Annotated in this window: 26 protein-coding genes; 14 read left to right on the plus strand and 12 right to left on the minus strand. The window is 70.5% G+C overall.

Features of this window, described 5'->3' with window-relative positions; translation table 11 throughout:
* Positions 1 to 191: 191 nt before the first annotated feature.
* Positions 192 to 953, minus strand: coding sequence for a TrmH family RNA methyltransferase (locus ACYVF3_RS31190; protein WP_461157866.1), 762 nt, complete (start codon positions 951 to 953; stop codon positions 192 to 194).
* An 81-nt stretch (positions 954 to 1,034) separates the two neighbouring features.
* Between ACYVF3_RS31190 and ACYVF3_RS31195 the strand changes: the two genes are divergently transcribed.
* Positions 1,035 to 2,471, plus strand: a complete 1,437-nt coding sequence (locus ACYVF3_RS31195) for a WS/DGAT/MGAT family O-acyltransferase (RefSeq protein WP_461157867.1) — start codon at positions 1,035 to 1,037, stop codon at positions 2,469 to 2,471.
* On the plus strand, positions 2,468 to 2,965 hold the full coding sequence (locus tag ACYVF3_RS31200) for a DUF6912 family protein (RefSeq protein WP_461157868.1): 498 nt from the start codon (positions 2,468 to 2,470) through the stop codon (positions 2,963 to 2,965). The genes ACYVF3_RS31195 and ACYVF3_RS31200 overlap by 4 nt, the downstream gene beginning before the upstream one ends.
* Positions 2,966 to 2,969: 4 nt before the next feature.
* Here ACYVF3_RS31200 and ACYVF3_RS31205 read toward each other — a convergent pair whose 3' ends face one another.
* From ACYVF3_RS31205 to aroA, 3 genes are all read right to left on the minus strand, one after another.
* Positions 2,970 to 3,821 carry a hypothetical protein gene (locus ACYVF3_RS31205; RefSeq protein ID WP_461157869.1) on the minus strand — a complete coding sequence of 284 codons (852 nt, stop codon included), beginning with the start codon at positions 3,819 to 3,821 and terminating at the stop codon, positions 2,970 to 2,972.
* A gap of 125 nt (positions 3,822 to 3,946) precedes the next feature.
* Positions 3,947 to 4,954, minus strand: a complete 1,008-nt coding sequence (rsgA, locus tag ACYVF3_RS31210) for a ribosome small subunit-dependent GTPase A (protein WP_461157870.1) — start codon at positions 4,952 to 4,954, stop codon at positions 3,947 to 3,949.
* Between the two features lie 16 nt (positions 4,955 to 4,970).
* A complete protein-coding gene (aroA, locus tag ACYVF3_RS31215) occupies positions 4,971 to 6,239 on the minus strand; it encodes a 3-phosphoshikimate 1-carboxyvinyltransferase (protein ID WP_461157871.1) in 1,269 nt (422 codons plus the stop codon).
* 129 nt (positions 6,240 to 6,368) lie between these two features.
* Here aroA and ACYVF3_RS31220 point away from each other — a divergent pair, with 129 nt between their 5' ends.
* Genes ACYVF3_RS31220 through ACYVF3_RS31230 form a run of 3 tightly spaced genes read left to right on the plus strand, consistent with a single transcriptional unit; the run spans position 6,369 to position 8,470 of the window.
* Positions 6,369 to 7,124: an SOS response-associated peptidase gene (locus tag ACYVF3_RS31220; RefSeq protein ID WP_461157872.1), complete on the plus strand. Its 756-nt coding sequence runs from the start codon at positions 6,369 to 6,371 to the stop codon at positions 7,122 to 7,124.
* Positions 7,125 to 7,145: 21 nt separating this feature from the next.
* Positions 7,146 to 7,862: an SOS response-associated peptidase gene (locus ACYVF3_RS31225; RefSeq protein ID WP_461157873.1), complete on the plus strand. Its 717-nt coding sequence runs from the start codon at positions 7,146 to 7,148 to the stop codon at positions 7,860 to 7,862.
* Positions 7,859 to 8,470, plus strand: a complete 612-nt coding sequence (locus ACYVF3_RS31230; RefSeq protein WP_461157874.1) for an alpha/beta hydrolase family protein — start codon at positions 7,859 to 7,861, stop codon at positions 8,468 to 8,470. The genes ACYVF3_RS31225 and ACYVF3_RS31230 overlap by 4 nt, the downstream gene beginning before the upstream one ends.
* A gap of 499 nt (positions 8,471 to 8,969) precedes the next feature.
* Here the strand turns inward: ACYVF3_RS31230 and ybaK are convergent, their stop codons facing one another.
* Positions 8,970 to 9,446 (minus strand): Cys-tRNA(Pro) deacylase, encoded by a 477-nt coding sequence (gene ybaK / locus ACYVF3_RS31235; RefSeq protein ID WP_461157875.1) that lies wholly within the window; start codon positions 9,444 to 9,446, stop codon positions 8,970 to 8,972.
* Positions 9,447 to 9,673: 227 nt separating this feature from the next.
* Here ybaK and ACYVF3_RS31240 point away from each other — a divergent pair, with 227 nt between their 5' ends.
* Together ACYVF3_RS31240 and rsrA are read left to right on the plus strand one after the other, a co-directional pair.
* Complete coding sequence (locus ACYVF3_RS31240; RefSeq protein ID WP_461157876.1) at positions 9,674 to 10,342, plus strand: sigma-70 family RNA polymerase sigma factor; 669 nt, start codon at positions 9,674 to 9,676, stop codon at positions 10,340 to 10,342.
* Positions 10,339 to 10,659 (plus strand): mycothiol system anti-sigma-R factor, encoded by a 321-nt coding sequence (gene rsrA / locus ACYVF3_RS31245; RefSeq protein WP_461157877.1) that lies wholly within the window; start codon positions 10,339 to 10,341, stop codon positions 10,657 to 10,659. Before ACYVF3_RS31240 ends, rsrA begins: the two co-directional genes overlap by 4 nt.
* Before the next feature lie 19 nt (positions 10,660 to 10,678).
* Here rsrA and ACYVF3_RS31250 read toward each other — a convergent pair whose 3' ends face one another.
* The 3 genes from ACYVF3_RS31250 to ACYVF3_RS31260 all read right to left on the minus strand — a co-directional run bounded on the left by ACYVF3_RS31250 (position 10,679) and on the right by ACYVF3_RS31260 (position 12,577).
* Positions 10,679 to 11,317 (minus strand): response regulator, encoded by a 639-nt coding sequence (locus tag ACYVF3_RS31250; RefSeq protein ID WP_461157878.1) that lies wholly within the window; start codon positions 11,315 to 11,317, stop codon positions 10,679 to 10,681.
* 56 nt (positions 11,318 to 11,373) lie between these two features.
* A complete protein-coding gene (locus ACYVF3_RS31255) occupies positions 11,374 to 11,889 on the minus strand; it encodes a DoxX family protein (RefSeq protein WP_461157879.1) in 516 nt (171 codons plus the stop codon).
* A gap of 73 nt (positions 11,890 to 11,962) precedes the next feature.
* A complete protein-coding gene (locus tag ACYVF3_RS31260; protein ID WP_461157880.1) occupies positions 11,963 to 12,577 on the minus strand; it encodes a macro domain-containing protein in 615 nt (204 codons plus the stop codon).
* A gap of 173 nt (positions 12,578 to 12,750) precedes the next feature.
* Between ACYVF3_RS31260 and pheA the strand changes: the two genes are divergently transcribed.
* From pheA to ACYVF3_RS31275, 3 genes are all read left to right on the plus strand, one after another.
* A complete protein-coding gene (pheA, locus tag ACYVF3_RS31265; RefSeq protein WP_461157881.1) occupies positions 12,751 to 13,674 on the plus strand; it encodes a prephenate dehydratase in 924 nt (307 codons plus the stop codon).
* Complete coding sequence (locus ACYVF3_RS31270) at positions 13,671 to 14,318, plus strand: histidine phosphatase family protein (protein WP_461157882.1); 648 nt, start codon at positions 13,671 to 13,673, stop codon at positions 14,316 to 14,318. Before pheA ends, ACYVF3_RS31270 begins: the two co-directional genes overlap by 4 nt.
* A 123-nt stretch (positions 14,319 to 14,441) precedes the next feature.
* Positions 14,442 to 15,020 carry a TIGR03086 family metal-binding protein gene (locus ACYVF3_RS31275; RefSeq protein WP_461157883.1) on the plus strand — a complete coding sequence of 193 codons (579 nt, stop codon included), beginning with the start codon at positions 14,442 to 14,444 and terminating at the stop codon, positions 15,018 to 15,020.
* Positions 15,021 to 15,231: 211 nt separating this feature from the next.
* Here ACYVF3_RS31275 and ACYVF3_RS31280 read toward each other — a convergent pair whose 3' ends face one another.
* Both ACYVF3_RS31280 and ACYVF3_RS31285 read right to left on the minus strand, forming a co-directional pair.
* Positions 15,232 to 15,582: a metallopeptidase family protein gene (locus ACYVF3_RS31280; RefSeq protein WP_461157884.1), complete on the minus strand. Its 351-nt coding sequence runs from the start codon at positions 15,580 to 15,582 to the stop codon at positions 15,232 to 15,234.
* Between the two features lies 1 nt (position 15,583).
* Positions 15,584 to 16,582 carry a septum formation family protein gene (locus tag ACYVF3_RS31285; RefSeq protein ID WP_461157885.1) on the minus strand — a complete coding sequence of 333 codons (999 nt, stop codon included), beginning with the start codon at positions 16,580 to 16,582 and terminating at the stop codon, positions 15,584 to 15,586.
* A gap of 149 nt (positions 16,583 to 16,731) precedes the next feature.
* Between ACYVF3_RS31285 and ACYVF3_RS31290 the strand changes: the two genes are divergently transcribed.
* The 3 genes from ACYVF3_RS31290 to serS all read left to right on the plus strand — a co-directional run bounded on the left by ACYVF3_RS31290 (position 16,732) and on the right by serS (position 19,983).
* Positions 16,732 to 17,388, plus strand: a complete 657-nt coding sequence (locus ACYVF3_RS31290; protein ID WP_461157886.1) for a hypothetical protein — start codon at positions 16,732 to 16,734, stop codon at positions 17,386 to 17,388.
* Positions 17,389 to 17,391: 3 nt separating this feature from the next.
* Positions 17,392 to 18,555, plus strand: coding sequence for a glutathionylspermidine synthase family protein (locus ACYVF3_RS31295; RefSeq protein WP_461157887.1), 1,164 nt, complete (start codon positions 17,392 to 17,394; stop codon positions 18,553 to 18,555).
* A gap of 165 nt (positions 18,556 to 18,720) precedes the next feature.
* On the plus strand, positions 18,721 to 19,983 hold the full coding sequence (gene serS, locus ACYVF3_RS31300) for a serine--tRNA ligase (RefSeq protein ID WP_461157888.1): 1,263 nt from the start codon (positions 18,721 to 18,723) through the stop codon (positions 19,981 to 19,983).
* A 60-nt stretch (positions 19,984 to 20,043) separates the two neighbouring features.
* Here serS and ACYVF3_RS31305 read toward each other — a convergent pair whose 3' ends face one another.
* Positions 20,044 to 20,670: an endonuclease gene (locus ACYVF3_RS31305; RefSeq protein ID WP_461157889.1), complete on the minus strand. Its 627-nt coding sequence runs from the start codon at positions 20,668 to 20,670 to the stop codon at positions 20,044 to 20,046.
* Between the two features lie 52 nt (positions 20,671 to 20,722).
* Positions 20,723 to 21,595: an LLM class flavin-dependent oxidoreductase gene (locus ACYVF3_RS31310; protein WP_461157890.1), complete on the minus strand. Its 873-nt coding sequence runs from the start codon at positions 21,593 to 21,595 to the stop codon at positions 20,723 to 20,725.
* Between the two features lie 118 nt (positions 21,596 to 21,713).
* On the opposite strand from ACYVF3_RS31310, the gene ACYVF3_RS31315 reads away from it, so the two are divergent.
* Complete coding sequence (locus tag ACYVF3_RS31315; RefSeq protein WP_461157891.1) at positions 21,714 to 22,526, plus strand: HAD family hydrolase; 813 nt, start codon at positions 21,714 to 21,716, stop codon at positions 22,524 to 22,526.
* Positions 22,527 to 22,730: the final 204 nt, after the last annotated feature.

Consider the following 22,730-nt stretch of genomic DNA (forward strand, 5'->3'; position numbering starts at 1 on the left):
ACCTCTATTCGGGTTGTTCTGGGTTTCCGGGCTCTCCGGTTCTTTCGGTCGTTCTGGGTTTTTCTGGGTGGTGGGTGGGGAAGTTTTCATGAAAACTTCCCCACCCACCACCCAGAACACCACCGCGGGTGTCGCGACGACGAGAACTATCGCGGTGACGAGAGCCGCGGCGCCCGTCCCAGCGGGAGAAATCAGCGGGACATGCGGCGGCGGAGTTCGAAGCAGAGGACCGCTGCGGCGCTGGCGACGTTGAGGGACTCGACCCCGTTGGCCATCGGGATGGACAGTTGCTGAGCGATGCGCTCCTCCACCTCCGTGGACAGGCCGGCGGTCTCGCTGCCGAGCACGAACACCGCGCGGTCGCCGAAATCGGTGTCGTAGAGGCTGTGCTCGGAGTCGGCGTCCAGCGCGTAGAGCGGATATCCGGCGTCGGTGAGCAGTTCCGCTGCCTCGGAGGCGGTGCGGCTGCGCAGAACCGGTGCGTGGAACGCGACTCCAGCGGACGCCTTGATGACCAGCGGATCGAGTCCGGCAACGCCTCGGTGTGGCACCACGATCCCGTCGATGCCGGACGCCGTCGCGGTCCGCAGGATCATGCCGACGTTGGCGGGCGTGGTCAGGCCGTCGAGCAGCAGGATCGTGCGCGGGGCGGTGGCGGGGTCGGCGAGGGCGTCGACGAGCGGCCGCATCTTGCGGGCGACGACGTCGGCCACGACTCCCTGGTCGTGCCGGCCGTTGCCGGCGAGCACCTTCACCCGGTGCGCGCTGGCGCGCTGCACCTTGACGGCGCGGTCGGCGGCGGCCTCCTCGATTTCCGCGATGGGCCCCCCGCGGAGTCCCTCCGCGACGATCACCTTGTCGACCCGCAGGTCGTAGTCGGCCAACGCCTCCATCACGGGCTTGCGGCCGTAGACGGTGACGAATCGGTCCTTCGGGGAAACTTCGCTGGTCACACCATCAAGTGTCACATGCCCCTGTCGGGAGCTGGAGGGTGAACCCCTCGGCACGATGAGCATGTGTGCCAGGATCTCCGCATGCCCGATCGCCTCTCCGCCGTCGACGCCTCATTCCTCTACCTGGAGGACTACACGACGCCGATGCACGTCGGCGGTGTCGCGGTGTTCCGCCGACCGCGCAGCGATTTCGACTACGAGAACCTGCTCTCGCTGATCGACCGGCGGCTCGGCCTGGTGCCGCGCTACCGGCAGCGGGTCATGGAGGTTCCGGGCAGCCTCGCGCGTCCGGTGTGGGTGGACGATCAGGACTTCGACCTGACATACCACGTGCGCAGGTCGGCGCTGCCGAAACCGGGCAACGACGATCAGCTGCACGACCTGGTGGCGCGCCTGATGTCCCGCAAGCTCGACCACACGCGCCCGCTGTGGGAGCTGTACCTGGTCGAGGGGTTGTCGAAGAACCGGGTCGCGATCATCACCAAGACCCACCAGGCGATGATCGACGGCATCGGTGCGATCGAGATCGGCCAGGTCATCTTCGACGTCAAGCGGAACCGCGTGATGGAGGACGTCGACGCGCTGTGGATGCCGAGGCCGGCTCCGACCGTCGCGCAGCTGCTGGTGGAAGCGGCCACGGACGCGGTGCAGCGGCCCGGTGAGGTCGTGGAGAACGTCCGTGCCGCGATGGTCGACGCCTCGGCGACGGTGCAGAAGGTGACGCGCACGCTCGGTGGTGTGGCCTCCGCGGTCCGCGCCGCGCTGGTGCCCGCGCCCAGCGGACCGCTCAACGCCCCGACGTCGACGCAGCGTCGCTTCGCCGTGGCCAAGGCGAAGCTGGACGACCTCAGGTCGGTGCGGCAGGCGCACGGCAGCACGGTGAACGACGTCGTCCTGGCGGTGGTGGCCGGGGCCCTGCGGAACTGGCTGCTCTCCCGGGGAGAAGTGGTCACCCCGTCGACGACGTTGCGCGCGATGGTCCCCGTCTCGGTCCGCTCGGACGACGCCGAGGCGGACGCCGCCTACCAGGACACGGCGAGCCTGCCGGTCGGAACGCCGGGCAACCAGGTCTCCGCGTACCTGGTGGACCTGCCGGTGGGCGAGGGCAACCCGACGATGCGGTTGCACCAGGTCAGCCATGCCATGCGCGCGCACGCCGAGTCCGGTCAATCGGTCGCCGCGGACACACTGGTGAAGGTGGGCGGTTTCGCACCGCCCACGCTGCACGCGCTGGGTGCCCGGGTGGCCAACGAGTTCTCGGACCGGTTGTTCAACGTGCTGGTCACCAACGTTCCCGGGCCGCAGGTGCCGCTGTACGCGGCGGGGGCGAGGATGATGGAGATGTTCCCGGTGGTGCCGCTGGCCAAGAACCAGTCGTTGTCGGTCGGTGTGACCTCGTACAACGGTGCTGTGTACTTCGGGCTGAACGCGGACCGGGACGCGATGCCCGACGTCGGCGTCCTGGCGGCGATGATCGGTGAAGCTGTAGACGAGATGATCGGGACGGTCGACGCATGAGGATTTACCTGCCCGCCACGCTGCCGATGCTGCAGCAGCTGGTGGCGGACAAGCAGCTGCAGCCGCTGGGCGGGACGGCGTTCGCGCTGACTCCGGCGCTTCGCGAGTCCTACGCGGCCGGCGACACCGAGGAGCTGGAGTACGCCGCGATGCGGGAGGCTGCCCGCGCCTCGCTGCGGCTGCTGGCCGCGGACGAGGAGGGCAAGGTCGAGCCGCGGCGGGTCGTGATCTCCGCCGACCTGGACGAGGTGACGCTGCGCCCGGACCTCGACCACGCGGTGGTGAAGGTGTCCGGCCCGGTGAGCTGGAGGCAGCTCGCCGCCGTTCACGTCGACACCTCGGAGGCCGAGGAAGCGGTCCGCGCGGCCGCCGAGGTCATCGATGCCGCCGACCTCGGCGACCCGGACGCGGAGTTCGCGCTCGGCGAGGCCGAGGATCACGAGCTCGCGTGGTTCGCCCCGCAGGAAGTCCCCTTCCTGCTCGAACTCATGTGAGCTCTCAGCGCGGCGGCTGGGCCATCGGCGGGAGGTCGTTGAAGATCCCGACCTCGGCGGCGGGAGGCAGGTGGATGTCCACCGGGCTTCCCCAGTCGCGGTAGGTGGAGACGAGCGAGACCTGGCCGGCCTGAGCGACCTTCGTGGTGGCGGCGAACTTCGCGGGCAGACCCCGCTCGTCGAGCCACAGCTGGTAGCCGAGTTCGCGCTCGCCGTCCTCGGCGGCCCGCTGGAAGCGTTCGCGCTGTTGCTCGTCCGTTGCGGTCTTGGCGGCTTCGTCGGTGAGGACCCGCAGGTCGTAGCGGGTCGTCGGGCGCCCGTCGACGGTGTCCGGTGCGGAGTCCTGGATGCGGGTCGCCTGCTCGATGCCGCTGAAAGTGGCTCGCGGGTCGACGGATTCGTGCAGCTGGTCCAGCGCTGGGCTGAGCAGCTTCGAGCCGAAGTCCGAGCCGTCCTGGGAGATCTTCAGCCACGGCTTGCTCGCGTCGGGCCGGGCCAGCGGGGTGCTGAGGTAGCCGACTTCGTCCACGATGGACACAGCGAGGTCCTCGGTGCGCGTGTTGCGGGTCTTGCCGTCGAGCGCGAGATCGGCTTGCGGGCCCCGGTAGCGGACGGCGCCGTCGGCGTTGAGCTGCCCGACCACGCCGAGACTTCCGGACATGGTGGCGTGCGCGGTGCCGTGCTGGTTGATCTTGTTGATGGTGTCGGTCAGCATCGCTTCGGCCACGGGACGGGGATCCGGGCGCGCCATCGGCATCGCCGCGTGGGGCTGTGGCGCGCTGGTGCACGCACCGAGAGTTGCGGTCATGACGAGGCCAGCGGACAACACCGCAGTCCTGGTGCGGGCACGGGGCATCGGGCGTGCTCCTCGGCGAGAAGTGGCGGAAGTTTCGGACGTCGTCGCCGGCCAACGCTAACAACGAAGTCCCGACCCCACCTGGGACGCGATTCCCCATTCGGGGGAACGACTTCGCCCGCTGATCAGGTCTCCTCGCGTCCGGCCCGGGAGTTCAGCAGGCGGCGGAGCGAGGCGAGCTGATCAGCGCTGCCGCCTCCCTCCTCGGCGTAGGTGTCGAGGTAGCAGTCGGGATCGTCGGTGCCGCCGAGATGGCCGCAGTTCGGCGGGCATTCCTCGGCCGCCTCGGCGAAACCCTCGAACGGGGCGATCACGTCGTCCGCGGTCACGTGCGCGAGGCCGAAGGAGCGGATGCCGGGTGTGTCGACGACCCAGCCGCTGCCGGGCAGGGCCAGCGCGACCGCGGAGGTCGAGGTGTGCCGTCCCTTGCCGACGCCGCTGACCTCACCGGTCGCGCGCTCGGCATCGGGAACGAGTCGGTTGACCAGGGTCGACTTCCCCACGCCGGAGTGGCCGACGAGCGCGGACACCCGGCCGGCGAGGAGTTCGCGCAGCTCGGCGGGTTCGGCGTCGAGGCTGGTGATGGTGATCGGCATGTCCAGCGACGAGTAGTTCGCGATCCACTCGCCCGGGTCGGCCAGGTCGGACTTGGTCAGGCACAGCACCGGCGACAGCCCGCCGGCGTAGGCGGCGACCAGGCAGCGGTCGATGAACCCGGGGCGCGGTGGCGGATCGGCGAGCGCGGTGACGATGACGAGCTGCTCGGCGTTCGCGACGACCACCCGCTCGTAGGGGTCGGTGTCGTCGGCGGTGCGGCGCAGGACGCTGGTGCGGTCGGCGACGCGGACGATGCGCGCGAGCGTGTCCGGCTTGCCCGAGGTGTCGCCGACGACGCCCACCAGGTCGCCGACGACGACCGGGGTGCGGCCGAGCTCGCGGGCCCGCATGGCGGTGACCACCCGGCCCGGGTCGCCGTCGAGGGCGACGGTCCACCTGCCGCGGTCCACGGCGATCACCATGGCCTCGGCCGCGTCCGCGTGCTTGGGGCGCTGCTTGCTGCGGGGCCTGCTGCCCCTGCCGGGGCGCACCCGCACGTCGGACTCGTCGAGGTTCCGCCAGCCGCGCTTGCTCATCTCCTGGCTCCCGGGATCACGCGGAGTCCCCGAGCATCGCGGCCCACATCCCCGGGAAGTCCGGGATGGTCTTGCTGGTGGTGGCGACGTCCTCGACCACCACGCCCGGCACCTTCAGACCGAGGATCGCGCCCGCCGTCGCCATCCGGTGATCGGCGTAGGAGTGCCACTCGGCGCCGGTGAGCGGCTTGGCGTCGATGATCAGACCGTCCTCGGTCTGCTGCACCTGGCCGCCGAGGGCGTTGAGCTCGTTCTCCAGGGCGGCGAGCCGGTCGGTCTCGTGCCCGCGCAGGTGCGCGATGCCGCGCAGGTGGGACCGGCCGGAGCTCAGCGCGGCGAGGGCCGCGACGGTGGGCGTGAGCTCTCCGACGGCGCGCAGGTCGATGTCGACCGGCGCGAGCTCGTCGGGTCCGGTGACGGTGAGCCCGTCGGAGTCGAGGCGGACGTCGGCGCCCATCTGGGCGAGGATCTCGCGGATCGCGTCGCCGGGCTGGGTGGTCCGGTTCGGCCAACCCGGCACGGTGACGCTGCCGCCGGTGACGGCCGCGGCCGCGAGGAACGGGGTCGCGTTGGACAGGTCGGGTTCGACGTCGGCGTCCAGCGCGCTGATCTTGCCTGGCTCGACGCGCCAGGTGTTGCGCTGCGAGGCGTCGACGACGACTCCGGCGTCGCGCAGCATCGCGACCGTCATCTCGATGTGCGGCAGCGAGGGCACCGGCGGGCCGGAGTGCCGGACGGTGATGCCGTGGTCGAAGCGCGGGGCGGACAGCAGCAGGCCGGAGACGAACTGCGAGGACGCCGACGCGTCGATGGTGACCGTGCCGCCGTTGAGGTTGCCGGTGCCGTGCACCTCGAAGGGCAGCGAGCCGCCGGTGATGTCCGCGCCCAGCTCGCGCAGCGCGTCGAGCACGGTTCCCAGCGGTCGCTTGCGGGCCTGCGGGTCGCCGTCGAAGGAGATCCGGCCGGTGGCCAGGGCTGCCACCGGGGGCAGGAAGCGCATCACGGTCCCGGCCAGGCCGCAGTCGACCTCCGCCGGTCCGCGCAGGTCAGCCGGGTCGACCTGCCACGATCCGTCCGGGCCGTCGGTGATCGTGGCGCCCAGCGAACGCAGCGCGGAGGCCATCAGCTCGGTGTCCCGGCTGCGCAGCGGCGAGCGCAGCGCGGAGGGACCGTCGGCGAGCGCGGCGAGCACCAGCGCCCGGTTGGTGATCGACTTCGAACCGGGCAGCGGGACGGTCGCGCGCACCGCGCCGGCGGCGACGGGAGCAGGCCAGAGCTGGGTCATGGGTCAATGATCCCGCATTCCACCCGGGTATTTCAGCGCCGGGGCGTCACGACGCTCGCCAGGGGTGAACCCGGACTGCCAGGATGAAGTGGACGACACGCCCTTCGACGCGCAGGAGGTGGCTGGCGGATGTGCGGCAGGTACGCCTCCAGCAAGGACCCGGGGAAGCTCGCGGCGGAGTTCGCGGCCCTGGACGCGACCGGGGGCGCGGCGCCGGGTGCGGACTTCAACGTCGCCCCCACCAAGCGGGTGCTCACCGTGGTGCAGCGGCACCCGCAGGACGAGACCGGTGAGGCCGATCTGGAGCGCACGGAGCGGTCGATCCGGGTGATGCGGTGGGGTCTGGTGCCGTTCTGGGCGAAGGACAAGTCCATCGGGAACCGGATGATCAACGCCAAGTCGGAGACGGTGACCAGCAAACCCGCGTTCCGCAGCTCGATCAAGCGCTACCGCTGCCTGGTGCCCGCCGACGGTTGGTACGAGTGGAAGCGCGAGGGCGGCAAGAAGCAGCCCTTCTTCATGACCCCGCCGGACGGTTCGAGCCTGGCGATGGCCGGGATCTACTCGACCTGGCGGGAGGACGACGAGTCCGAGCCGCTGGTGACCTGCTCGGTGCTGACCGCCGCGGCGGTCGGGCGGCTGACCGAGGTGCACGACCGGATGCCGATGGTGCTGCCGTCGCAGGCGTGGTCGCGCTGGTTGGATCCGGATCAGCCGGACGTGTCGGATCTGCTCGCGCCGCCGTCGCTGGAGATCGCCGAATCGCTCGAGGTCAGGCCGGTGTCCACGGCCGTCAACAGCGTCCGCAACAACGGCGTGGAACTGCTCGATCGCGTGTCTCTCGACGCGCGCGACGAGGCGGTAGGTTTGGACCGGGAGAAGTAGTCGAGTTCGAGGTGAGAGCGGATGTGTGGTCGCTACGCCGTGCGGCGGGACCCGGCGGCGTTGGCCGAGGAGTTCGCGGCTGCGGATCGGACCGGTGGTGCGATCGGCGCGGACTTCAACATCACGCCCACCAAGACCGTCCCGATCGTGGTCCAGCGCGGTGCTGAGCGCAGCGTGCGCCCGGTGCGCTGGGGCCTGGTGCCGACCTGGGCGAAGGAGGCCACCGGCGGTCCGCCGATGATCAACGCGCGGGCGGAGACGATCACCACCAAGCCCGCCTACGCCGAGTCCGCGCGGCGGCGCCGCTGCCTGATGCCCGCGACCGGGTGGTACGAGTGGAAGCCCGGCGACAAGCGCCGCCAGCCCTACCTGTGCCGGCGCCGCGACGGCGCGAGCATGGCCATGGCGGCCGTGTTCTCCGCGTGGTGGGACCCGAACTCGGCGGGTCAGCCGTTGGTGACCTGCGCGGTGGTCACGACCGACGCGGTCGGTGAGCTGGCGGACGTGCACCACCGGATGCCGCTGGTGCTGCCCGAGGACCGCTGGGCGGACTGGCTGGATCCGGCCCGCAGCGAGATCGACGAGCTGCTGAGCCCCGATTCCGGGGCGCTCGGCGAGCTGGCGCTCCACACCGTGTCGACCGAGGTGAACAGCATGCGCAACAACCATCCTGACCTGCTGGAACCGTCCGACCCGGTGCCCGAGCCGGCTGAGCAAGCGGCGTTGTTCGAGTCATGACCCGCGTCGAGGTCGACACCCCGCACGGCCCGGCGAGGGCCGAGCTGCACTGCGCCGAGGAAGGTCGTGCCGCGCTGCTGCTCGGGCACGGCGCGGGCGGCGGCATCAACGCGCCCGACCTGGTCGCCGCGACCCGCGCGGCCACCGATGCCGGCGTGCACGTGGCGCTGGTCGAGCAGCCCTACCGGGTGGCGGGCCGGAGGGCACCCGCTCCGGCCAAGCAGCTGGACGCGGCGTGGCTGGCGGTGGTCGAGGATCTCGGCGAGCGCTGGTTCGCGGAGCTGCCGCTGCTCTTCGGCGGGCGGTCGTCCGGGGCCAGGGTGGCCTGCCGGACGGCCGAGGAGGGTGAGGCGCAGGCGGTGCTGTGCCTGGCGTTCCCGCTGCACCCTCCGGGCAAGCCGGAGAAGTCGCGAGCGGCCGAGATCGATGAGGTCGGCAACCCGGTTCTGGTCGTGCAGGGGGAGCGCGACGCGTTCGGCAGGCCCGAGCCCGCGCACAACCGCGAGGTCGTGCTGGTGGCCGGGGACCACTCGCTCAAGGCCGATGTGGACGCCGTGCACCGGGCGACGTCGGAATGGCTGACCCGGGTGCTGCGGCTCATCGACTAGGACCTGTTCGGGCCTCGTTCTGCGCGTGGTGCGGGTGGCGGAACCTGATGCATGTCGTGTGGGTGGTGTGGGGGAAGTTTTCATGAAAACTTCCCCCACACCACCCACACGACTGCGTCCCGGCGCGCTCGCCACGAAGGCGCTCGGAACCCGCGGCGGTGCCAGCTGCTCAAGTGGTGAACGAGGATGCGGCTCCGCCGGCTTGATGAACAGCCCCTAGGTCGCCCGGTCGGGTGGTGTCGCCTGGCGGCGGGGCTGCCGCGGCGGCGTTCGACGCAGGTGGGCGGCTCGGACCCGGGGCGTGATCACCATCTGAAATCCTCGGCGTTGATCCTCGGCGCCGGGAGTCGCAACATCGGGCGGCGCCGAGCCCCCGAGCTCTCGCAACACCGGACAGGGCGGACCCCGTCCTGCCCGGCGCGGGGTGCGGCTGTTTGCGCGGCAGCGGCACCGGGTGCCGGGGGGAGCGGCCTCGCGGGGTCGCTCCTCCCGGATTCCTTCAGGCGGAGATCTCGGCGAACGTCGCGCCCAGCAGGTCGGCCAGGTCTTGCGGGGACAGCTCGATCTCCAGACCGCGGCGTCCCGCGCTGCAGAAGATCGTGTCGAAGGCCTGGGCGGAGGTGTCGATGACGACCGCGAGGCGCTTCTTCTGGCCCAGCGGTGAGATGCCGCCCGCGACGTAGCCGGTGGCGCGTTCGGCCGCGGCGATCTCGGCCATCTTCGCCTTCTTGCCGCCCGCTGCGGCGGCCAGCGCCTTGAGGTCGAGCTGGCCGGTGACCGGGACCACGCCGACGGTGAGGTGTCCGTCGACGTCGGCGACCAGGGTCTTGAACACCCGGTCGGGCGATTGCTGGAGGGCTTCGGCCGCTTCGAGGCCGAACGAATCCGCACGCGGGTCGTGGTCGTAGGCGTGCACGCGGTGCGTCACGCCCTTCTTGTTCAGCAGCGCTGTCGCTGGGGTTTCCTTGCCTGCCACGCAGGTCACTCTAGAAGCCCGGAATAAGAGGTCGCCGGAACCGCGTTCCACCGAGCGTGACGATGGATTCGACGAACACCTGCGTGCTGGACCGGCCCCCGCGCCCGCAGTCCTCGCCATCAGGAAATGGCAGGACAGCGCGGGTATCCTCGAACACGGACCATGCGAAGGAGTGCATGGGTTCGTCGTCTGCCGCCACGTCGTCCGGGCGGCGGGAAAGGAGCCTGGTGCCTAGCACCCCCGAGGACTCTGCCAACACCGCGCGTGTCGACGCTGCGTCAGCGCAGGACGCCGACGGCGCGGAGGAGACGGAAGCGCAGCGTGCGGCCCGCTTCGAGCGGGACGCGATGCCGCTGCTGGACCAGCTCTACGGTGCCGCGCTGCGGATGACCAGGAACGCGCAGGACGCCGAGGACCTCGTCCAGGAGACGTACCTGAAGGCCTACTCGGCGTTCAAGTCCTTCACCCAGGGCACGAACCTGAAGGCCTGGCTGTACCGGATCCTGACCAACACCTACATCAACGGCTACCGCAAGCGGCAGCGCCAGCCGCAGCAGCAGCCGACCGATGAGATCGCCGACTGGCAGCTGGCGCAGGCGGAGAACCACACGTCGACGGGCTTGCGCTCGGCCGAGGTCGAGGCGCTGGACAGGCTGCCCGACACCGACGTGAAGGCCGCGCTGCAGCTGCTGGCCGAGGAGTTCCGCATGGTCGTGTACTACGCGGACGTGGAAGGTTTCGCTTACAAGGAGATCGCCGAGATCATGGGCACCCCGATCGGCACCGTGATGTCGAGGCTGCACCGTGGTCGCAGGCAGCTGCGTGAGATGCTCACCGACGTCGCCCGTGATCGAGGCTTCTTGCGGCAGAACCAGCAGGAGGTGAGCACTTCATGAATTGCGGTGAACCCGACGAGGCCTCCTGCCAGGACGCGCTCGCCGAGGTGTGGCTGTTCCTGGACAACGAGTGCGACCAGGAGCGGCGCGAGGCAGTGCAGCGGCACCTCGACGGTTGCGGGACGTGTCTGGAGCACTTCGGCATCGAGGAGCACTTGAAGGCGCTGCTGCAGCGCAAGTGCAGCGGTGAGCACGCTCCGACGGAGCTCAAGGACCGCCTCCGCTCCTCCATCCGCGAAGCCGTCCTGAGCAAGGCCGAGATCACCGTCGAGCACGGTCCTGAAGGCACCTCGGTCGAGGTCCGGACCAAGCAGTGATCGAGCGGGGCGCCTGAGCTCAGGGCTTCTCGCGGCGGGCGACCCAGGCGGCTGCCTGGGTTCGCCGCTCCATCCCGAGCTTCGCCAGCACCGAGGTCACGTAGTTCTTGACGGTCTTCTCGGCGAGGAACAGCCGCTCGGCGATCTGGCGGTTGGTCAGGCCCTCGCCGATCAGCTCCAGGACCCTGCGCTCCCGCTCGGTGAGCGCGGCCAGCTCGTCCGGTTCCGGGCTGCTCGACTGCCGCAGGTGGTCGAGCACGCGCCCGGTGGTGACCGGGTCGAGCAGCGAGCGGCCGGCGGCGACTTCGCGGACCGCGTTGACCAGGTCCTGCCCGCGCACCTGCTTGAGCAGGTAGCCGGATGCGCCCGCGTTGATCGCGCCGACCAGCGCCTGCTCGTCGTCGAACGCCGTCAGGACCAGGCAGTACGGCGGGTCGTCGAGCGCCCGCAGCTTGCGGCACAGCTCCAGTCCGTCCCCGTCGGGCAGGCGCATGTCGATCATCGCGACGTCAGGGATGGTGGCCTGCGCTCGTGCCAGCGCCTCACCGACACCGCCGGCCTCCGCGACGATGTCGATGTCCGATTCGGTGTCCAGCAGATCGCGCAGACCCCGCCGGACCACCTCGTGATCATCGACCAACAGCACCCTGACCGCCACGACGCCCACGCTAGTGGGCGCTCGGGGCGGCCCGCTCAGCAGTGCCGGTTTCCGGGTTACTTCTTGCTCTTCTTCGTCTTCTTGCCCGCCGTCTTGTTGGCGGTCTTCGCCGTCTTCTTGGCGATGCGGGCGCTCTTGCGGGCCCGGTAGCCCACGCTCGGCTTGCCGCCTGTGTCGACCGCGGCCAGCAGCACCCCGCCGAGCAGGCCGACGTTCTTCAGGAAGTGGACCTGCTGCTCAGCGCGCTGCTGCGGGTCGTCCTGCTCCCAGAACCGGTGGGCGGCGAGCGTGGTCGGCACGATGCTGCCCGCCAGCAGCAGCGATGCCAGTCGCGGGAACTTGTTCAGCGCCAGCAGAGCGCCGGCACCGATCTTCACCCCCGCGTCGATGCGCACGAGCGTCTCGGTGTCGGTCGGCACCTGCTCCGGCAGCGAATCGCGCACCGGGTCGATGGCCTTCTCCAGCATCGGGGCGACGCCCTTGGCGTGGTTCGGGGTGTCCTTGAGGGCACCGATCCCACCCATGATGAAGATCGAGGCGAGCATCGGACGCGCCAAACGGCGAATCAGCATTGGGGCAACCTCCTACGTTCGTCGGCCGTGCCTGACGGTACTTACTGCCCACCTGTTCCGCCTGGCAACGGGGTCAGCGAAGGTCCGCTTGGGCGAACACTTCGTCCCAGGCGGCCGCGACCTGGCGCGCGCACAGCTCCGGTGCGGCACCGCCGATTCCGGTCCCGAGGCCGGGCATCGCGATCGAGTGCACGACGCGGTGCACCGGGGCCCCGTTGTCGAGGACCGCGCTCGCCCACAGCCGCAGCACCGCGCGCGCCGCGAGGTAGGGGTGCACGGTGTCGGCGGGCAGCGTCTCGCCGGGTTCGCGCATCGTGGGTGCGCTGATCAGCCAGATCGGGCTGGGGACGCCGGTGGGGACCAGCAGTGCTTCGCCCACCGGCAGCTCGCCGCCGTGGTAGGCGAGGACGGCGCTGCGCACCTGCTCCTCGACTTCCGGGAAGGTGCGGGCGTACACGGCGTCGATGCCGCCGCGCATCCACCCGTAGGAGTTGGCGGGGCTGACGACGGCGTCCGCCCGGGCGTCGAGAACCGAGCCTTGATGAACGGAAATGCCGGGCCGGCTTTCCGCGATCTCGTGCCAGGCCGCTGCCAGCGACTCGTCCAACGCGCAGAGGACGAGCTGCAGCTCCGGCTCCGCTCCTTCTGACGATGAGCGCCCCGAATCTGCGGTCACACCACACAGCATCGCAGGAATGCACCGAGTAGTGGCATTGGGTAGGTCACATCTGCGGCGACGTGCCGTTTAGCCGTGTACGGCCCGGCAGGAGCGATCACGGAGCGTCGAAACCCCCGGTGTCCGGTGAAAACCGTTCACGTGGCCGGGCACGACTCCCGCCGGGCGGGCCGTAACCTGGGCGGGTGCCAGAAATCGCCTACCTCGGCCCGCCCGGAACCTTCACCGAGCAAGCGACCCGGCTGCTGACCGCCGACTTCGACGCCGAGCTCGTGCCCAGCGACACCGTTCCGGTCGCGCTGGCCGCTGTGCGGTCCGGGGAGGTGCTGGCCGCGGGCGTTCCGGTGGAGAACTCCGTGGAGGGATCGGTTCCGGTCACCCTCGACGCGCTGACCGCGGATGATCCGCTGGTCGCGGTCAAGGAGGTCGTGATCCCGGTCCAGTTCGACGTGCTGGCCCAGCAGGGGATGGATCTGGGCCGGGTCGAGACCGTCGCCAGCCATCCGCACGCGCTGGCGCAGGTGCGCGGCTGGATGACCGAGAACCTGCCGAAGGCCGATGTCCGGGCGGTCAGCTCGACCGCCGCCGCGGCCGCCGCCGTGGCCGCGGGCGAGTTCGACGCGGCGATCTCCGCTCCGGTGGCCCTGGAGCACTACCCGGCGCTGCGCGCGCTGGAGACCGGCGTCGCCGACGTCCGCGACGCGGCGACGCGGTTCCTGCTGGTCCGCAGGCCCGGCGCGCTGCCGGAGCCCACGGGGGCGGACCGGACGTCGATCTGCGCGGTGATCAGCCACGAGGTGGGCACGCTCGCCGACATGCTGGCCGAGCTGTCGCTGCGCGGCATCAACCTGAGCCGGATCGAGTCCCGGCCGGTCAAGCACAGCTTCGGGCACTACCGCTTCTACCTGGACTTCGACGGGCACGTGGCGGATGCGCGGGTCGGCGAAGCGATGGCCGCGCTGCGGCGGCGCTGCGATTCGGTGCGCTTCCTCGGCTCCTACCCGAAGGCGGACCGGGCGGTCGCGTCGGTGCGGCCGGGATCATCGGAGCAGGCGTTCCGGAACGCGGCCGACTGGTTGGCCGCAGTGCGTGCGGGGAGGCTCGCGTGAGCGAATTCGAGTTGTCGGCACCGGAGGGCGTCCGGCTCGTGCTGGCCAGGCACGGGCAGACCCCGGCCAACGTCGCCAAGCTGCTCGACACCCTTCCGCCCGGCCCGGGACTGACCGATCTCGGCGCGCAGCAGGCGGAGGAGCTGGCCGAGCGGTTGGCGGCGCGCGAGGACAAGATCGTCGCCGTGCGCGCCAGCGCCGCGCGACGCGCCCAGGAGACCGCCGCACCGGTCGCGCGGCGGCTCGGCCTGCCGTTGCAGGTGGTCGACGGGACGCACGAGGTGTTCGTCGGTGAGCTGGAGGGCCTGGGCGGCTCGGCGCTGCCGGTCTTCGACGACGTCTACGCGCGGTGGCACGGCGGTGAGCTCGACGTGCCGATGCCCGGTGGCGGGGAGTCCGGGCGCGATGCGATCGGCCGCTTCCTCGCGGGAGCCCGAAGCGCTCTGGACGGCGTGGCGGAGGGCACGGTGGTGATGGTCAGCCACGGCGCGATGCTGCGGCTGGTGGCGGGCGTGCTGGTCGACGAGATCACCGGTGCCGATGCCGACTCGCTGCACCTGCCCAACACCGGCCTGATCGTGATCGAGTCGGACTCGGCGACCCGCACCGGCTGGCGCTGCCTGACCTGGGACGGCCTCCTCTAACGCCGGCGCGATGGAGGCGTTCCGTCCCCACCTCCGGCCTCGATGGCGACGTGCGTCGCAGACGTTCTTCGGCAGCCGGGAAGTGGCGCGCGGTTGTCGGGGCCGGGCTCTACGGTGCCGTTCATGGGTGACGTGAACGCGCGGATCGGCGCGGTGGCCGGGCAGGCGCTGGACTTCTTCGTGGCAGCGGTGGAGCAGGTTCCCGCGTCCCGCTGGGACGAGCCGTCCAACCTCGACGGCTGGAGCGTGCGCGACCTCGTCGGTCACGTCACCGGCAGCGCGACGAAGATCGCGGTCCTGCTGGAGGGCGGCACGTCCTGGGACACCCCGTCCGAGCCCGCCGACTGGGTGCGCACCGACCCCGTGGCGGAGCTGCGCGCGATCGGCGAGCGGGTGCGTCGCGCGGTCCCGGACGCCGACCTGGACGCGCCCCGCAGCTCACCGGCGGGCGAGGTCCCGCTGCACCAGGCGCTGGCGTTCCCGATCGCCGACGTGGCCATGCACGGCTGGGACCTGCACCGCAGCTGCGGGCGCTCGGCCGAGCTTCCGGCCGACCTGCAGGTCTTCTGCCAGGACCTGATCGACTCCGTCCCGGAGCAGGCCATGCGCAGCCCGCAAGCCTTCGGTCCCGCCACCACCCCGCCCGAGAACCCCTCGCCGACAGGCCGCCTGATGGCCTACCTGGGCCGGACCGTCGACTGAGGGGTTCTTGCAGGATCGCCTTGCTTGGCGGTGCGGGTGGCGGAACCTCACACGCCGTCTGGACTCCGTGCGCCACTCCTTTTGTATGCCAATACACGGCGTCGCGGCGTACTCGCCAGACGACGTGTGAGAACCCGCGGCGGTGCGGGGCTGAGTCCCACACCTGAGGCAACGGCTCCGCCGCATTCTGAAACGACTCCTGAGGAGGCGGTCAGCCCCAGCCGAGCTCGTGGAGCTTGTCGTCGTCGATGCCGAAGTGGTGGGCGATCTCGTGCACGACGGTGATCGCCACCTCCTCGACGACCTCGTCCTCGTCGCCGCACATCACCAGCAGCGGTTCGCGGAAGATCGTGATCGTGTCCGGCAGGACGCCGCTGTAGGTGTGGTCCCGCTCGGTCAGCGCGATGCCCTCGTAGAGCCCCAGCAGCTCCGGGTCCTCCGGATGGGCGTCCTCGACGAGCACCACCACGTTGTTCATCGCCGTCGCGAACTCCGGCGGAAGCCGGTCCAGGGCATCGCTGACCAGCTCGTCGAACCGGGCGCGGGTCATCTCCACCGGCATGTCAGCGCGGCTGCTCGGTGGCGGGGGCGCCCGGCTCGGTCGCCGTCGGGTTGTTGCCCGCCGGGGCGTTGCCGACCTGCACGTCGCCCTTGACGCTGCCGGTGACCGGGGCGAGACCGCTGCCGTCCTGCAGTTGAGCGCTCAGCTTGCAGTTGACCTGCCGCGAACCCGCCGCCCAGCTCTCCTCGGACAGCGTGTCCCAGTAGACGACCAGGCCCTTGTCCTTGGCCGCCGTCGGCCCGCCCGCGTAGGCCGCGGTCAGCTCCTCGCACTTGCCTGCCAGGAACCCGTCCTGGTCGTTCTCCGGCGGGAAGTCGCCCTGGAACTGGTCCGCCAGGTTGATCACGGCGCTGAGCTCCACCGAGTGCGGCCGCGCGCAGTCCACCGGGTCCCAGACCTGGGTGCCGTTGATGCCCAGGCACCGGCCGGCGGGGTAGACGTTCGACTGGTCCATCTTCCCGGCCTCACCGCTGATCGGGAACAGCTTCCCGGACGGTCCCGGCTGCTGGAGCCCGCAGTGCAGCGTGCGGTCGCCGTCGGCCCAGCCCTCCTGGCTCGGGGTGAAGGCCCCGACCGTGAAGCGGCCCTCCTTGTCGAACTTGTCGCCCAGGTACCGGTCGGAGACCTCGATGCAGCGCTGCTGCTTGACGTCCTGCCACTGATCGGTGGTCGGGAACGGCGCGTTCGGGCCGAACTCGCGCAGGTCGTACGGGCCGGTGACCTCGAACAGGTGCGGCTCCGCGCAGGTGACCTTGCGGATGTCGGCGGCGTCCGGCTCCGTCCAGTTCAGGCACTCCCCGGCGCGGGTCTCGAAGACGACCTCCGGCGCGGGCGCCTCGCCGACGCCCGCGGGCCCGCCGACCTTGCCGGACTCCATCGGCCAGTTCAGCAGGAGGCTGACCGTGAGGATCAGCAGTGCGCCGATCGCCGCCGCGACCATCACCAGCTTGGTGTTGGGCGGGTTGCGTCGCGGTTTCGGGGTGCGTGCGGGCTGGACCATCGAACACATGATGCCTGGTCCAGACCCGCGCTGGCACTCCTCCGCCCCTGAAGTGCGGATGAAAGGGAACTCATTCGTTGCCGGACGCGTCCATTCATTGAGTAGTGTGGGCGCTTGGGAGTGGGTCAATGACGGAGAATGGCGAGCCAGTGGCAGACAACGAGCGGCCGAAGGGGGACTCCTCCCCGGACGAGCCGACCCAGCAGGTGCCGGCGGACAACCAGGGGCAGATCCGCTACCAGGATCCGCAGAGCACGACGCCGCGCGAGCCCACGCTCGCCGAGCAGAAGGCCCGGCAGATGGCCGAGCAGCGCCGCGCCGACTCCGAGCGCGCCGAGCAGGCGGCAGCCGCGGCCAAGACCGCCAAGCGCCGGAAGGCGATGATCGGCGGCGGAGCGACCGTCGGCGTCGTCGCGCTCGTGGCCGCCATGTACTCGGCCTCCGAGGTCAGCGCGTCGGCCAACGCCTCGCAGCAGTACTGCGCGCAGGAGCAGCAGGCCGGCCAGGCCGTGACGGCGGCGCCCGAGAACTGCGACGAGAACTACGTGAAGAGCCAGGGCGGCTACGTCGACCACCACTCGGGCTTCGTGTTCATGCCGCTGTTCCTCGGCGGCCCGATGTCGCCGACCCCCTCGTACCGCTACGCCTACACCTCGCCGGGCTCGCCCGCGCCGAGCGTCGGTTCGCCAGTGTCGAGCTCGTCGTTCAACAAGCCGTCCGGCACCACGATCAAGGACTCCAAGGGCTCGACCGTCCAGCGCGGTGGGTTCGGCATCAGCAGCAAGTCCGGTAGCAGCGGGAGCTGACGAGTGAAGCGCAAGACCGGGGCCCGGCGCCCGGACTGGCAGTCGAAGGTCGAAGAGCTCGGGCTCGTCTTCGGGACCCCGGCGCGCGCCGCAGACGGCAGCAACCGGCCCTACTGGGACGAGGGCGTGCACTACGAGTTCAGCCTCGACGAGGTCCTCTCGCTGGAGGCCGACGTCGAACTGCTGCACTCCATGTGCCTCGACGCCGTCGACCACGTGATCACCACCGAGCGCTACAAGGACTTCGGCATCCCCGAGTGGGTGTGGCCGCAGATCGCCGAGTCCTGGCGCCGCCGCGACCCGCACCTCTACGGGCGCTTCGACCTGCGCTACGACGGTTCCGGCCCGGCCAAGCTGCTGGAGTACAACGCCGACACGCCCACCTCGCTGCTGGAAGCCGCGGTCGTGCAGTGGCACTGGCTCACCGAGGTCCACGACGGCGACGACCAGTGGAACTCCATCCACGAGAAGCTCGTCGAGCGCTGGACCGAGATCAAGCCGCAGCTGGCCACCAACGAGGTGCACTTCACCTGGTCCGGCCAGGAGCACACCGGTGAGGACCACATCACCGCCGCCTACCTCCAGGAGACCGCCGCCGAGGCAGGCCTCAACACGGTCGGCCTGGCCATCGAGGAGATCGGCTGGGACAACCTCCTGGAGCGCTTCGTCGACCTCGAAGAAGCGCCCATGAACACCGTCGCCAAGATCTACCCCTGGGAGTGGATGGTCGACGACGAGTTCGGCAAGCACGCCGTCAGCACGCTGCCCGCCACCCAGTGGGTCGAACCGCTGTGGAAGATGCTGCTGTCCAACAAGGCGTTGCTGGCGATCCTCTGGGAGATGCACCCCGGACACCCCAACCTGCTGCCCACCTACCTCGACCAGCCCGGACTGCTCACCGAATACGTGCGCAAACCGCGGCTCGGACGCGAAGGCAACAACATCACCATCGCCGCGCCCGGTTGGGAGACCGAGACCGGCGGGTTCTACGGCGAAGAGGGGTTCGTCTACCAGGCGTTCGACCCGCTGCCCGAGTTCGACGGGATGAGGCCCGCGCTCGGGGCGTGGATCGTCGGAGACGAGTCGGCCGGCCTGGGGATTCGGGAAACCGCGGGCCTCATCACAGACGACGGCGCAGCCTTCGTCCCGCACCGCATCCCGCAATAACCCGCCCGCCCGGAAGTCCCCAATTTCTTAAGTATTTGAACGTCACCCGGGTGAACATCAAATACTTAAGAAATTGGGACCCCACTGCCTGGGGAAACGGTGGGCTTGGGTGCGTCTCCACCCTGGACGTGGCGTTGGTTCTGGTTGCGACTACGCTGACCAGCTGTGATCGACCTGAAGACGCTACGCGAGGATCCGGAAGCGGTGCGCTTGTCGCAGCGCGCACGTGGTGAGGACGCGTCCTTGGTGGACGCGTTGCTGTCGGCCGACGAGCGTCGCAGGTCCGCGGTGTCCCGGGCCGACAACCTGCGTGCCGAGCAGAAGCAGATCGGCAAGAAGGTCGGCAAGGCGCAGGGCGAGGAGCGCGAGGCTCTGCTGGCCCAGGCCAAGGAGTTGGCCGGGCAGGTCAAGGAGGCCGAGGCCGAGCAGTCGGAGACCGACGCCGAGCTGCTGCGGCTGCAGAAGGCCGTCTCCAACGTCGTCGAGCCGGACGTGCCGCCGGGCGGCGAGGACGACTTCGCGGTGCTCAAGCACGTGGGCATCCCGCCGGAGTTCGACTTCGAGGTGAAGGACCACCTGGAGCTGGGCAACGCGCTGGGCGCGTTCGACATGGAGCGCGGCGCGAAGGTCGCCGGCGCCCGCTTCTATTTCCTCACCGGCGTCGGTGCGCAGCTGGAGCTCGCGCTGCTGAACATGGCCGCCGCGCAGGCCACCGCCGCCGGGTTCACGCTGGTCGTGCCGCCGGTCCTGGTGCGCCCGGAGATCATGGACGGCACCGGGTTCCTCGGCGCCCACTCCAGCGAGGTGTACCGGCTGGAGGAGGACGACGCCTACCTGGTGGGCACCTCCGAGGTGCCGCTGGCCGGCTACCACTCCGGCGAGATCCTCGACTTCGCCGCCGGGCCCGCGCGCTACGCGGGCTGGTCGACCTGCTTCCGCCGCGAGGCCGGGTCGTACGGCAAGGACACGCGCGGCATCATCCGCGTGCACCAGTTCAACAAGCTGGAGATGTTCGTCTACTGCCGCGAGGAGGACGCGCACGACGAGCACCAGCGCCTGCTGGCCTGGGAAGAGGAGATGCTGGCCAAGATCGAGGTGCCCTACCGGGTGATCGACACGGCCGCCGGCGACCTCGGCTCCAGCGCTGCCCGCAAGTTCGACTGCGAGGCGTGGGTGCCCAGCCAGCAGACCTACCGCGAGCTGACGTCGACCTCGAACTGCACCACGTTCCAGGCGCGGCGGCTGAGCACCCGCTACCGCGACGCCGACGGCAAGACCCGATTCGCGGCGACGCTCAACGGCACGCTGGCCACCACCCGCTGGATCGTGGCGATCCTGGAGAACCACCAGCAGGCCGACGGTTCCGTCCGGGTTCCCGAGGCGCTGCGCCCGTTCCTGGGCGGTCGCGAGGTCATCGAACCGAAGTGACGGCCAGCTAGACGGCGAAGACCCCGGGCTCGGAGCCCGGGGTCTTCTGCGTGCGGGGCGTCAGCTGACTGCGCTGAGCAGGCTCCGGTCGAGCGTCGCGCGCACCAGGGCTGCGGCCAGCCTCGCCAGATCGTGCCCCTCCACGTGGCGGGCCAGCACGTCCGGATCCGTGGACAGCCCGAGCTTCTTCGCGCCGTTGAGCGCCTTGGTGTCGAAGTAGGGGCGCAGCTCCGGCCAGACGAGCTGGGCTTCGCGGCAGAAGATGTCGGCACCGACCGGCCCGAGCCGCGGCAGGTCCATCAGCAGGCGCCGGACCTCCTCCGGGTCCCCGTTCGCCTTGGACCGCAGCTTCCGCAGGTCACCGCCGTAGTGGTCGAGCAGCAGCTCGGCTCCCTCGCCGAGCGCGGTCGACGTGCTCTCGTCGTAGCGCCGGTAGTGGGCGCGGCCGAGGGCGTCCACGCGCTGCTGCCAGGTGGCGTCGAACATCTTCTGCGGGCTGCTCCACTGCGACAGCTCCCGGGCGGCGTCGACCGCGATGCCCGCCTTGATCCGCGTCGAGAGCAGCACCGCGAGCACCGAGAGCCGGTACAGCGGAGAGGGTTTGTTGGCCAGCGAGATCCCGGCTTCGGTCGCGAAGCTGGTTCCCGCCTCATCGAGCAGGTTGCGGACCTTCGTCTGCGCCGACATCGACACCACCCTCCTGCCGACGACGGATACCCGGGTCGGCGGAGCGGCACACCTAGAGCTCGGGCAGGACCTCGGTGGCGATCTCCTCGACGGTCGACTCCTTGCCCGCGTAGGGGCTCTCGGGGCGCGGCCAGTGGGTGATGACGTCGGTGAAGCCGAGCTCGCCCGCCCGGCCGACCACGTCGCGGAAGTGCTCCACACTGGACAGCGAGAACTCCGGTGCGGCGTCGACCTGCAGGTAGCGGTCCACCCGCTTCGGGTCGCGGCCCTGCTCGTGGCAGATGTCGGTGAAGCGCAGCGACAGCTCCGCGACCGCCCTCCACCAGCTCTCCGCGTCGTCGCCGCCGCGGCCGGTGGTCACCCAGCCCTGGCCGTACTGCGCGGCCAGCTGCATCGAGCGGGTGCCGTTGGCGGCCACCACGAACGGGACCCGCGGCAGCTGCACGCAGCCGGGCGCGCGACGCGCCTGGACCGCGGAGAAGTAGGTGCCGTCGTAGTCGGTGACGTCGAAGCGCAGCACGTGGTCGAGGAGTTCGAGGAACTCGGCGAAGCGGTCGGAGCGCTCCGGCGGGGAGAGCTCGGCCTGACCCAGCACGTTCGCGTCGAACCCGGTCCCGCCCGCGCCGACGCCGAGGGTGACGCGGCCGTCGGCGATGTCGTCGAGGGCGGTCAGCTCGCGGGCGAAGTGCACCGGGTGCCGGAAGTTCGGGGAGGCGACCAGCGTGCCGAGCCGGATCGTCGAGGTGACGGTGGCGGCAGCGGTCAGCGTGGGCACGGCGTCGTACCAGGCCTTGTCCACCAGGGAGCGCCAACCGAGGTGGTCGTAGGTCCAGGCGTGGGCGAAGCCGTACTCCTCGGCCATTCGCCAGAGCGGCTCGGCCGCCCACCAACGGTGTTCGGGCAAGATCACGATCCCAACGCGCACGGGTAGACGGTACTGGTCCCGCCCGACGCCGCTCGACCCGATCAGGTGATGAACGTCCCTCACCGCTCCACCAGCGACTTTGCCCGCGCGTCCCGTTCCGGCGGGCATGATGGTCCTCGTGCGTGAACCTGGCCTGGTGGCATCAGACGTGGACGGAACCCTGCTCGACCCGATGGAGGAGGTTTCCGCCCGGACAGCGGCCACGGCCCGCCGGGTCGCCGCGTCCGGAACGCCGTTCGTACTGGTCACAGGGCGACCGCCGCGGTGGATGCCGCGCGTGGTCGACGCGCTCGGGGTGTCGGGCGTCGCCGTGTGCGCCAACGGCGCGGTCACCTACGACACCGCTGCCGACGAGGTCCTGCACAGCCACGACATCGATCCGGTGACGCTGCACGACGTGGTCGGGGAGCTGCGGCGCGAGCTGAGCGGGTGCGCGTTCGCCGTCGAGCGCGCGACCAGCAGCGCCCGTGACGACCTGCACGAGCAGTTCCTCGCCGAGGCCGACTTCCACCGCAACTGGCGCAACACCGACATCCGCGTCTCGCCGCTCGACGAGATGACCGGCAAGCCGGCGATGAAGTTGCTGGTGATGAACCCCGGTCTCAGCAGCGCCGAGCTGGCGGCGGCCACCGGGGAGATCATCGGCGACCAGCTGAAGTCCACGTACTCGGTGGAAACGGGGTTGATCGAGCTCTCCGCGCCCGGTGTGGACAAGGCGTCGGGCCTGGCGGCGGTGGCGGCGGAGCTCGGCATCGCGCGGTCGGACGTGATCGCCTTCGGCGACATGCCCAACGACGTCCCGATGCTCGGCTGGGCGGGGCACGGCGTGGCCATGCGCAACGCCCACCCCGACGCCCTCGCGGCGGCCGACGAGGTCACCACCACGAACGCGGAAGACGGAGTCGCCCAGGTCCTCGAACGCTGGTGGTGACTCACTCCCGGCAGCGGTCCGGGGGTCGGTGCGCCCGGAACGGTGCGGCATTTCCCAGTTTTAGGGGTCGTTGCAGAATCACCTTGCTTGGCGGTGCGGGTGGCGGGACCTCACACGCCGTCTGGACTCCGTGCGCCACTCCTTTTGTATGCCAATACACGGCGTCGCGGCGTACTCGCCAGACGACGTGTGAGAACCCGCGGC

The organism is Saccharopolyspora tripterygii (assembly GCF_054778355.1).

Bases quoted from the DNA above. Each gene is read 5' to 3' on its own strand.
- ACYVF3_RS31285 (WP_461157885.1), bottom strand. From the start codon at position 16,582: ATGGTCCAGCCCGCACGCACCCCGAAACCGCGACGCAACCCGCCCAAC.
- ACYVF3_RS31260 (WP_461157880.1), bottom strand. From the start codon at position 12,577: ATGCTGTGTGGTGTGACCGCAGATTCGGGGCGCTCATCGTCAGAAGGA.
- ACYVF3_RS31275 (WP_461157883.1), top strand. From the start codon at position 14,442: ATGGGTGACGTGAACGCGCGGATCGGCGCGGTGGCCGGGCAGGCGCTG.
- ACYVF3_RS31230 (WP_461157874.1), top strand. From the start codon at position 7,859: ATGACCCGCGTCGAGGTCGACACCCCGCACGGCCCGGCGAGGGCCGAG.
- aroA (WP_461157871.1), bottom strand. From the start codon at position 6,239: ATGACCCAGCTCTGGCCTGCTCCCGTCGCCGCCGGCGCGGTGCGCGCG.
- rsrA (WP_461157877.1), top strand. From the start codon at position 10,339: ATGAATTGCGGTGAACCCGACGAGGCCTCCTGCCAGGACGCGCTCGCC.
- ACYVF3_RS31255 (WP_461157879.1), bottom strand. From the start codon at position 11,889: ATGCTGATTCGCCGTTTGGCGCGTCCGATGCTCGCCTCGATCTTCATC.
- ACYVF3_RS31280 (WP_461157884.1), bottom strand. From the start codon at position 15,582: ATGCCGGTGGAGATGACCCGCGCCCGGTTCGACGAGCTGGTCAGCGAT.
- ACYVF3_RS31305 (WP_461157889.1), bottom strand. From the start codon at position 20,670: ATGTCGGCGCAGACGAAGGTCCGCAACCTGCTCGATGAGGCGGGAACC.
- ACYVF3_RS31200 (WP_461157868.1), top strand. From the start codon at position 2,468: ATGAGGATTTACCTGCCCGCCACGCTGCCGATGCTGCAGCAGCTGGTG.
- ACYVF3_RS31195 (WP_461157867.1), top strand. From the start codon at position 1,035: ATGCCCGATCGCCTCTCCGCCGTCGACGCCTCATTCCTCTACCTGGAG.
- ACYVF3_RS31220 (WP_461157872.1), top strand. From the start codon at position 6,369: ATGTGCGGCAGGTACGCCTCCAGCAAGGACCCGGGGAAGCTCGCGGCG.
- ACYVF3_RS31205 (WP_461157869.1), bottom strand. From the start codon at position 3,821: ATGCCCCGTGCCCGCACCAGGACTGCGGTGTTGTCCGCTGGCCTCGTC.
- ACYVF3_RS31225 (WP_461157873.1), top strand. From the start codon at position 7,146: ATGTGTGGTCGCTACGCCGTGCGGCGGGACCCGGCGGCGTTGGCCGAG.
- rsgA (WP_461157870.1), bottom strand. From the start codon at position 4,954: ATGAGCAAGCGCGGCTGGCGGAACCTCGACGAGTCCGACGTGCGGGTG.